At 67.5% G+C, this 7872-nt stretch carries 10 protein-coding genes; 5 read left to right on the top strand and 5 right to left on the bottom strand.

Going from position 1 to position 7872, the window contains the following annotated elements; all coding sequences use genetic code 11:
• The first annotated feature begins 154 nt into the window (after positions 1–154).
• From ACQI5H_RS21430 to ACQI5H_RS21410, 5 genes are all read left to right on the top strand, one after another.
• Positions 155–619: a GatB/YqeY domain-containing protein gene (locus ACQI5H_RS21430; RefSeq protein WP_427081297.1), complete on the top strand. Its 465-nt coding sequence runs from the start codon at positions 155–157 to the stop codon at positions 617–619.
• A 48-nt stretch (positions 620–667) separates the two neighbouring features.
• Positions 668–1654, top strand: a complete 987-nt coding sequence (locus ACQI5H_RS21425) for an LLM class F420-dependent oxidoreductase (RefSeq protein ID WP_427081296.1) — start codon at positions 668–670, stop codon at positions 1652–1654.
• A gap of 61 nt (positions 1655–1715) precedes the next feature.
• Positions 1716–2273 (top strand): type 1 glutamine amidotransferase domain-containing protein, encoded by a 558-nt coding sequence (locus ACQI5H_RS21420; protein WP_427081295.1) that lies wholly within the window; start codon positions 1716–1718, stop codon positions 2271–2273.
• Positions 2274–2286: 13 nt separating this feature from the next.
• On the top strand, positions 2287–3000 hold the full coding sequence (locus ACQI5H_RS21415; protein ID WP_427081294.1) for a HemK2/MTQ2 family protein methyltransferase: 714 nt from the start codon (positions 2287–2289) through the stop codon (positions 2998–3000).
• Complete coding sequence (locus tag ACQI5H_RS21410) at positions 2997–3188, top strand: CDGSH iron-sulfur domain-containing protein (RefSeq protein ID WP_076059744.1); 192 nt, start codon at positions 2997–2999, stop codon at positions 3186–3188. The genes ACQI5H_RS21415 and ACQI5H_RS21410 overlap by 4 nt, the downstream gene beginning before the upstream one ends.
• 3 nt (positions 3189–3191) lie before the next feature.
• Here the strand turns inward: ACQI5H_RS21410 and ACQI5H_RS21405 are convergent, their stop codons facing one another.
• From ACQI5H_RS21405 to ACQI5H_RS21385, 5 genes are read right to left on the bottom strand one after another with little or no spacing between them, the layout of a single operon-like run.
• Positions 3192–4211: an iron-containing redox enzyme family protein gene (locus ACQI5H_RS21405; RefSeq protein ID WP_427081293.1), complete on the bottom strand. Its 1020-nt coding sequence runs from the start codon at positions 4209–4211 to the stop codon at positions 3192–3194.
• Positions 4212–4257: 46 nt separating this feature from the next.
• Positions 4258–6474 (bottom strand): SpoIIE family protein phosphatase, encoded by a 2217-nt coding sequence (locus ACQI5H_RS21400; RefSeq protein WP_427081292.1) that lies wholly within the window; start codon positions 6472–6474, stop codon positions 4258–4260.
• Positions 6471–7097 (bottom strand): SpoIIE family protein phosphatase, encoded by a 627-nt coding sequence (locus tag ACQI5H_RS21395; RefSeq protein ID WP_427081291.1) that lies wholly within the window; start codon positions 7095–7097, stop codon positions 6471–6473. The genes ACQI5H_RS21400 and ACQI5H_RS21395 overlap by 4 nt, the downstream gene beginning before the upstream one ends.
• Positions 7090–7500 carry an anti-sigma regulatory factor gene (locus tag ACQI5H_RS21390; protein ID WP_427081290.1) on the bottom strand — a complete coding sequence of 137 codons (411 nt, stop codon included), beginning with the start codon at positions 7498–7500 and terminating at the stop codon, positions 7090–7092. The genes ACQI5H_RS21395 and ACQI5H_RS21390 overlap by 8 nt, the downstream gene beginning before the upstream one ends.
• The gene (locus tag ACQI5H_RS21385) at positions 7490–7864 is read right to left on the bottom strand and encodes an STAS domain-containing protein (RefSeq protein ID WP_076059753.1); all 375 of its coding nucleotides are present in this window, start codon (positions 7862–7864) and stop codon (positions 7490–7492) included. The genes ACQI5H_RS21390 and ACQI5H_RS21385 overlap by 11 nt, the downstream gene beginning before the upstream one ends.
• Positions 7865–7872: the final 8 nt, after the last annotated feature.

Raw genomic sequence — 7872 nt, 5'->3', positions numbered from 1 at the left:
CCTCGGTCTGGATCGCGGCCAGCACCATGCGCAGCGTAGGGCGGCGGGGCGCCATAGCCGGCGGGCGCGCCGTCGTGGGTCATGGCCTCCATCCTGTCGGCGGTCGGGGCATTTCACAATCATGGGCGGGCTCCCGGCGCGTAGCGTCTCACGCATGGCGGAACTGAAATCCCGGCTCCGGGCGGACCTGACCCAGGCGATGAAGACCCAGGACAAGCTTCGGACCGCGACGCTGCGCATGGTGCTGGCCGCGATCCAGACCGAGGAAGTCTCCGGCAAGCAGGCCCGCGAACTCTCCGACGAGGAAATCATCAAGGTACTGGCCAGGGAATCGCGGAAGCGCGGCGAGGCGGCCGAGATCTACACCCAAAACGGCCGCGGCGAGCTCGCCGCCAACGAGCACGCCGAAGCGCGGATCATCGACGAGTACCTGCCCACACCGCTCACCGAGGCCGAGCTGGCCGACGTCGCCGACACCGCGATCGCGCAGGTGGCCGAGGCCATCGGGGAGCGCCCCGGCATGAAGCAGATGGGGCAGGTGATGAAGGCCGCCACCGCGATCGCGGCCGGCAAGGCCGACGGCGCGCGCCTGTCGGCGGCGGTCAGGGAGCGCCTCTAACCCCCGTTTGACCCGTTTGCGCTAGTCGTCGCGGGGTACAGGTCGGTTATGACCAAGTTCGGCTATACCTTGATGACCGAGCAGAGCGGCCCCAAAGACCTTGTCCGCTATGCGATTTCGGCCGAAGACCGCGGATTCGACTTCGAGGTCTGCAGTGATCACTTCTCACCGTGGCTGACATCTCAGGGACATGCACCGAACGCCTGGGCGGTGCTGGGCGCGGTGGCCAACGCCACCGAACGGGTCGATCTGTACACCTACGTGACCTGCCCGACCATGCGGTATCACCCCGCCGTCGTCGCGCAGCAGGCCGCCACCGTGCAGATTCTCGCCGACGGGCGGTTCACCCTGGGGTTGGGCAGCGGCGAGAACCTCAACGAACATGTCGTCGGCGCCGGGTGGCCGACCGTCGAGCGCCGGCAGGACATGCTGCGCGAGGCCATCAAGATCATTCGTGAGCTGTTCGGCGGCCGGTTGGTGAACTGGCGCGGCGACTACTTTCAAGTGGACTCGGCCCGGCTCTGGGACGTGCCCGACATGCCCGTCCCGATCGGTGTGGCGGCGAGCGGCCCGAACGGCGTCGAGAAATTCGCCAAGCTCGCCGATCACCTGATCGCGGTGCAACCCGACGCGGACCTGGTGGGCGCGTGGCATGCCGCGCGTCAGGCCGCCAACGGGGCCGAAGGCGGTCGGGTGGTGGGGCAGATTCCGGTGAGCTGGGATCCCGACCGGGACGCGGCGATCGAACGTGCCCACGACCAGTTCCGGTGGTTCGGCGGCGGCTGGGCGGTCAACGCCGACCTGCCGACGCCGGCCGGTTTCGCCGGTGCGACCCAATTCGTGCGCACCGAAGACGTCGCCGAGAGCATTCCCTGCGGCCCCGACCTCGACGCGATCGTCGACGCCGTCCGGCCGTACTGGGAGGCGGGGTTCACCGATGTGGCGTTGCTTCAGATCGGCGGCGACACCCAGGAGCTTTTCCTGAAGGAAGCGGCCGAACCGTTGCTGCGGGCGCTGCGGGCCGCGTCGAACTGACCGCGAGTTTGGTGGGCTCCGGCCAGGGTATTCGAACTCCAACGTCAGAAGGAAAGGCACGATGTCAAACGAATTGCAAGGCAAGAGAATCGCCATTTTGGCGGCCGACGGCGTGGAGAAGGTCGAACTGGAACAGCCGCGTGAGGCGCTGGAGGGCGCAGGGGCGGAAGTTCAACTGCTGTCGCTGAAATCCGGTGAGATTCAAGCGCGTAACCACGATCTGGAGCCCGCGGGCACCTTCGCGGTGGACGCGGCCGTGTCGGATGCCTCGGTCGACCAGTTCGACGGCTTGGTGCTGCCCGGCGGCACGGTGAATCCGGACAAGTTGCGGCTGGATGGTTCGGCGGTCTCGTTCGTCCGGGACTTTGTCAACTCGGGAAAGCCGGTCGGCGCGATTTGCCACGGGCCTTGGACGCTGGTCGAGGCCGGGGTGGCGGCCGGGCGAACGCTCACCTCGTATCCGAGCATTCGCACCGACCTCCGCAACGCGGGCGCGCGCGTCGTGGACGAAGAAGTCGTGGTCGACGGGAACTTGATATCGAGCCGATCGCCGTCCGACCTGCCCGCGTTCTGCTCGACGGTGGTCGAACAGCTCGCGAGAACCTCGGCATCCGCGTGAATCGGGCCCAGCGGTGACGGCCACCTATCCGGATCTGCGGTCGGAGCTGCTTGTCGCCGAGGCGGCCCAGCTGGATGGCGGAGTCTATCCACCGCAAGAAGACTCGCAATTGCTCGTCGACACGATGCACCTGAGCGGACTCGTTCCGCGGCGGCGCGTGCTCGACCTGTGCACCGGCAGCGGCTTCGTCGCGATTGCCGCCGCCGAAATGGGTTGTGCCAGCGTCACCGCCTTCGACATCTGTCCGCACGCCGTGCGCTGCTCCCGGGGCAACGCGGCCGTCGCGGGTGTCGAGGTCGACGTCCGCGAGGGCTCCTGGATCGGAGCGCTGAGCTGCGAACCGTTCGAGGTGGTCGTGTCCAATCCGCCCTATGTGCCGACACCCCCCGACGACGACACCGAGACGATCTCGCCGAGCGCGGGCCCGGCATGGGCATGGAATGCGGGTCCCGACGGGCGGCTGGTGTTGGATCCGCTGTGCGCATCGGCGTCAAACCTGTTGTGCCGCGGCGGTTCTCTGTTGCTCGTCCACTCGACACTGGCCGGCGTCGGCCAGTCGCTGGACTCGTTGCGGGCCACCGGCCTCTACACAGATGTCATTGCCTCCCAGTGGATTCCGTTCGGCCCGGTGATGTCCGCGCGGGCGCACTGGCTGGAGGAAACCGGGCGATTGCCGCGCGGTTGCCGGGAAGAAGAACTGGTCGTGATCCGGGCGGACAAACCATGACCGGCACCCGGGTGCAGGTGGTACCAAAGGGCCCGGTGCTGGTGTCCGGCCCGGTGCGCATCGAGATGCCCGACGGTCATGTCGTCGAATCCGACCGATTCATGGTCGCGATCTGCACCTGCGCGCGCAGCAAGGAGTACCCGCTGTGCGACACCAGCCACCGGCGGTGCCGCCGCACCGGGTCGTAGCGGCTACTCTAGGGGTCGCCGTAGCGACGTCTCGTCGCGCTTCCAGGCGGCGATAATGTTGTCCGCCAAGCGATTTTCGACCACCGCGTGCGCACGCATACCGAAGACCACGTCACGATCGAGCCTCGGTTCGCGAGCGACGAGATCACCGACCACGTCAAGGCGCACCACCTGTTCGTGTACCGCGTCGGCCTCGACGTGCTCGCGGTAGAAGGCGACGCACTCCGGCGGTGCGTCCATCCGCTCCAGCGCCTGGACCATCCGTCGGGAGCCCGGCGGTGAGGTGATCTCGGTGGACGCGAAGTGTCCGATCGCGGCGCCGCGCAACCGGCGATGCAAGCCGAAAAGCGACATCAGGTTCACGGCCGCAAGCGCTTCGGCGGGCACGGCGTCGAGGTAGCCCAGATATGTCGAATCGAGCCCGGCGGCCGCCAACAGGTCCGCGAAGAGCTGCTGGTGCAGCCGCGGGCCCTGGCCTGCGCCGTACTCGTCGAATTCGATCGCCACGAACGCCGCCTTGGCGCGGCCCGTCAGCCGTGGGATCGCCCACGCGTGCGGATCGCCCTCTTTGAGGTGATACAGCGATCGGTGCACGAAGTATTCGCGCATCTGCTGCCAGGTCGCGGTGTCGCGCAGGTAATACGACGGGCCGGTGCCGTCGACGGGTTCGAGGGAGATCGCGTCCATTTCCTCGGCCGAAGAGCGGTCGGGATCAACGGGTCCGACGTCGCGACGCACGCCCGCCAAGAAAGCCCGCTCGAGTTCGGCACGCAGGTGCAGCAGGGCGGGATTCCACTCCCAGGCCGGATCCACGCCCGCGAAACCCCGGTAGTGCAGCTCGTAGCACATGCACAGGGCCAGCTGCAGGTCCAGGCCGTAGGGATCGGAATCCCGCACCGAGGTGCTGACGCGGACGAGGTGATCGCCCGACGGCGGCCCCGTCAAGGCGCGACGGACCGCCATCGACAATGGCCCGTGCGCCGCCGGAAGGGCGGGTTCGACCGTGATCGATGCGCGGGTCACGCCTGTGGGTACCACCGTCGGGGAGCGCGCAAACGGTGCGCGACCGTCAAACCTGATCGACGGAAGATCCGAAGCTGATGTCGACCGTCGTTCCCGTTGGGGAACTGTCGATTTCCATCGTGTCGCTAAGCGCCCGCATCAAAACCAGACCCCGCCCGCTGTTGCCCGGGTTGGCGGCCGGAGTCTTCCAGGAACCCGCATCCACGACCCGCACCCGGATCTCGTCCTCCGTGGCGTTGGCCTCGACCAGCATGAACCCGACGGGGTGTCCGCGATAGGCGTGCTCGACGCAGTTGGTGCACGCTTCGTTGACGACCAGCACGATGTCGGCGGCCAACCCATTCGCCACCCCGACGGACTGCAGCCACACCGCCAGCCGGTGCCGGATGTTGACCAAATTGTCTGCGGCGGCCTCACTTTCGGTCCGGAAGTGCTTCGGCTGGTGACGGTATATCACCATCGCGACGTCGTCGTCGTACCCCGACGCCGGAGCCAGCTCACGCAGCACCGCATCCGCGACGCCGTCCAGCGGAAGCTGCAGCGCGTCCGTCAAAACGTCTGCGGCGCGGGCGATTCCAAGGTCGATCGACTCGTGCTTGCGTTCCACCAGGCCGTCGGTGAACAACATCAGCGTCGAGCCCGGTGGTAGGACCAACGAGGTTTGCGGGCGGGGTTCGTCTCGGCGTACCGCGAGGGGCACCGACGAGGCGTCGGTCAGCACGCTCGTCGTCGCGGGCGCGGGGCCGGCGAGCAGTGCGGGCATGTGGCCCGCATTGCTGTACTGCAGCACCCCGGATTCGGTGTCCAGGATCGCCAGGAACACGGTGGTGCAGTAGGCGTTCGGAATGAGAGACGCCGCCGAGTCGAGCTGCTCGAGCAGCAGCGCCGGTTCGGCGCCGTTGATCAACAGCGCGCGGGCCGAGCTGCGGAGCTGACCCATGATCGCGGCCGCCGGCAGACCGCGCCCCACGCAGTCGCCGACGACGATGCCGATTCGGTGAGCGCCGATCGGCAACACGTCGTACCAGTCTCCGCCAATCTCCAATGGCGGGACGGCCGGTTCGTAGCAGACGGCAAAGCCGGGCGGCGGCTCCAGCGGCGGCAGCATCGCGCGCTGCAGCGTCAGTGACGTCTCGCGGGCGCTCTCGAACTGGCGCACATGCTGCACGGCCAGGCTCAGGTGCCCGATGAGCACCGTGACCAGGAGCCGATCCTCAGCACTGACCCAGCGAGGCGTCCGAAACTCTAACCACAACGCGAGGTCTCCCGCACCGGAGAGCACCGCGACCAATCCCTGCGCCTTGCCGGGGTTCTCGGGCCGATCGACGGTCTTGGCCGTCAGCGGCAGCTGGTGGCGCGCATCCTGAAATGTGTTACGCAACCACGGATCAAGGTCGCGCCAGGTCAATTCGGAGGGCTCGCCGGCCACTTGGACGGTCGGTTCTCCGTCCCCGTTCGGCCAGGAGACGGCGACCACGCGTTGCACGTCGATCGAGGTCCGGCACTCGTCGAGCGTGATCGACAGCAGCTCGTCCACGCTTTTGGCCACGGCCACGGCGGTGGCCAGGCGCAGCACCGCGCTTTCCCGGGCCGCAAACGCCCGTTCGGCGGTGATGTCCCGAATCGTTCCCACGAAGGCTTCCCGGTGGGTGTCGGTCTCGCGCACCGCGTTGATGCTCACCGTCACCCAGGCGAGACGGCCGTCGCGGTGCCGAATCGGTGTGTCGTACTCGGCGCCGCCTTCGCTGGCGACTTTGGCGATCTGTTGACGCGCGGTCTTCTTGTCCACCAGCCACGGATGGGGCCAGCGATACGGCAAACCCTCCGCGGGATAGCCGAGGATGTCGATGAGGGCGTTGTTCATCTCGATCACGGTGCCCTCGTGATCGGCGACGAAGAACCCTTCCTGCAACGAATTCACCAGGGCGGTGCGGAATTTGTCGCGGTCGGCGAGATCCTCGGCGCGGGCGCGTTGTTCCGCATACCGCCGTGTTCCGTCGATGAATCCGCGCGTCGCGACGTCGAGCGGCGCCAGCGTCTGCAGCAGGAATTCCAACGCGACCGGTGCGTCGATCCGGACGTCCTTGGAGAGTTCGAGGAGCAGCTCGACGTGGTGCTCGACGATGTCGAGCGTGCTGATTTGTTCCTGCAGCGCCCGCCGCCCGAGTTCGTGGGCGACGGCCAGGCTGTCGTCGTCGCGGGAATCGAGGTAGGTCCGCAGCGCGGCGACGTATTGGACGTGGAAGTCCGCGCCGCCGGTCACGTCGACACTCCCCGGTGACGGGCGGCGAGCACCATCGCGTCGTCGGACTCCTTGGCGTACTTGGTCAGGATCTCCTCGGCGATGGACGTGGCCGTGGCGGCGAAGTCGAGGTGGTCCAGGTGCTCCTCGTTGATGCCGTCGGTGGCGAGAACGATGAGGTCGCCGGCGCGAATCGAAATGACCTGTGCCGGTTTGATTTCGGGAATGCGATAGCCGACGATGCCCGCGGCAAGGCGGGCGCTGGAGCGGACGTGGATGCCGGCCGCATCCTTGGCGAGCAGATTGGCGGTGACGTTGCCGACCCCGGTCCACGTCAGCGTGCTCTCCGCGAAATCCACGCGCGCCAGCGTCATCGCGGCCCCTCTCGTGCCGCCCAGCAACCGGTGGCAGAGCTGGATCAAAACCTCGAGCCGCTCGCCACGGGCGGCTTCGAGGGCATCGATTGCGCGCAAGGCGGCGGCTGCGGCGGCCGGACCGTGGCCGAGACCGTCAATCACACCGAAGAGGGCGGCCTCACCGTTGATGTCGAACGCGAGACCCCGGTCGCCGGAGGTTACCTCGCTAGGCAGTGGGCGACCGGCCCTTGCCCACTCGATCGGTCCCAGCCGGCCGTTTTTATGCATGGCCCGGCACCCATTTCCACATTTCGATGACCGTTCCGCGGCCGCGTGCGGATTCCACCACCAGTCGGTCCATCAGGCGGCGGGCCCCGGGCAGGCCCATGCCCAGGCCGCGGCCGGTGGTGTATCCGTCCTCCAGCGCCCGCTCGATGTCGGCGATGCCGGGGCCGTCGTCCTCGGCGCACACCACCAGGGCCTTGCGACCCTCCCGATCCTCCACCGAGACCCGGATCGAGCCGCGACCCGCGTAGCTGGTGATGTTGCGGGCGATCTCGGAGATCGCGGTCGCGATCATGGTGACGTCGGTCAGCGTGAATCCGAGGTCGAGGGCTAGGTCGTGGCCGGCTTTGCGGGCTGCGACGATGTCGTCGGGGTTGTTGATGTCGACGACGATGTCACCCTCCACCGTCGCGCCCGATCGTCGATTTTCGATTCAGCAGGGCAAGGCCCTCTTCGAGGTCCAGCGCGGTGTTCATGTCGTCGAACGCCAGCCCCAGTTGCACCATGGCGAAGGCCACTTCGGGCTGCAGGCCCACGATCACGGTGTCTGCGCCGCGCAGCCGGGTCATGTGCGCGATGGTGCGCAGCGACCGGGCGGCGAACGAATCCATTACGTCGATGGCGGTGACGTCGACGATGATCCCCTGGGCGCGGAAGCGGCTGACCCGCTCCATGAGGTCGTAGCGGAGCCGTTCGGTCTCGGAATCGGTCAGTGCGGACTGCACCGTTGCGATGAGAATCGCGCCCTGTTTCAGGATGGGGACTGGCATGGGGTGCT

This window comes from Mycobacterium heidelbergense, from assembly GCF_050205645.1.
Taxonomy (GTDB): domain Bacteria; phylum Actinomycetota; class Actinomycetes; order Mycobacteriales; family Mycobacteriaceae; genus Mycobacterium; species Mycobacterium heidelbergense_A.
This window is presented reverse-complemented; position numbering and strand designations above follow the sequence as displayed.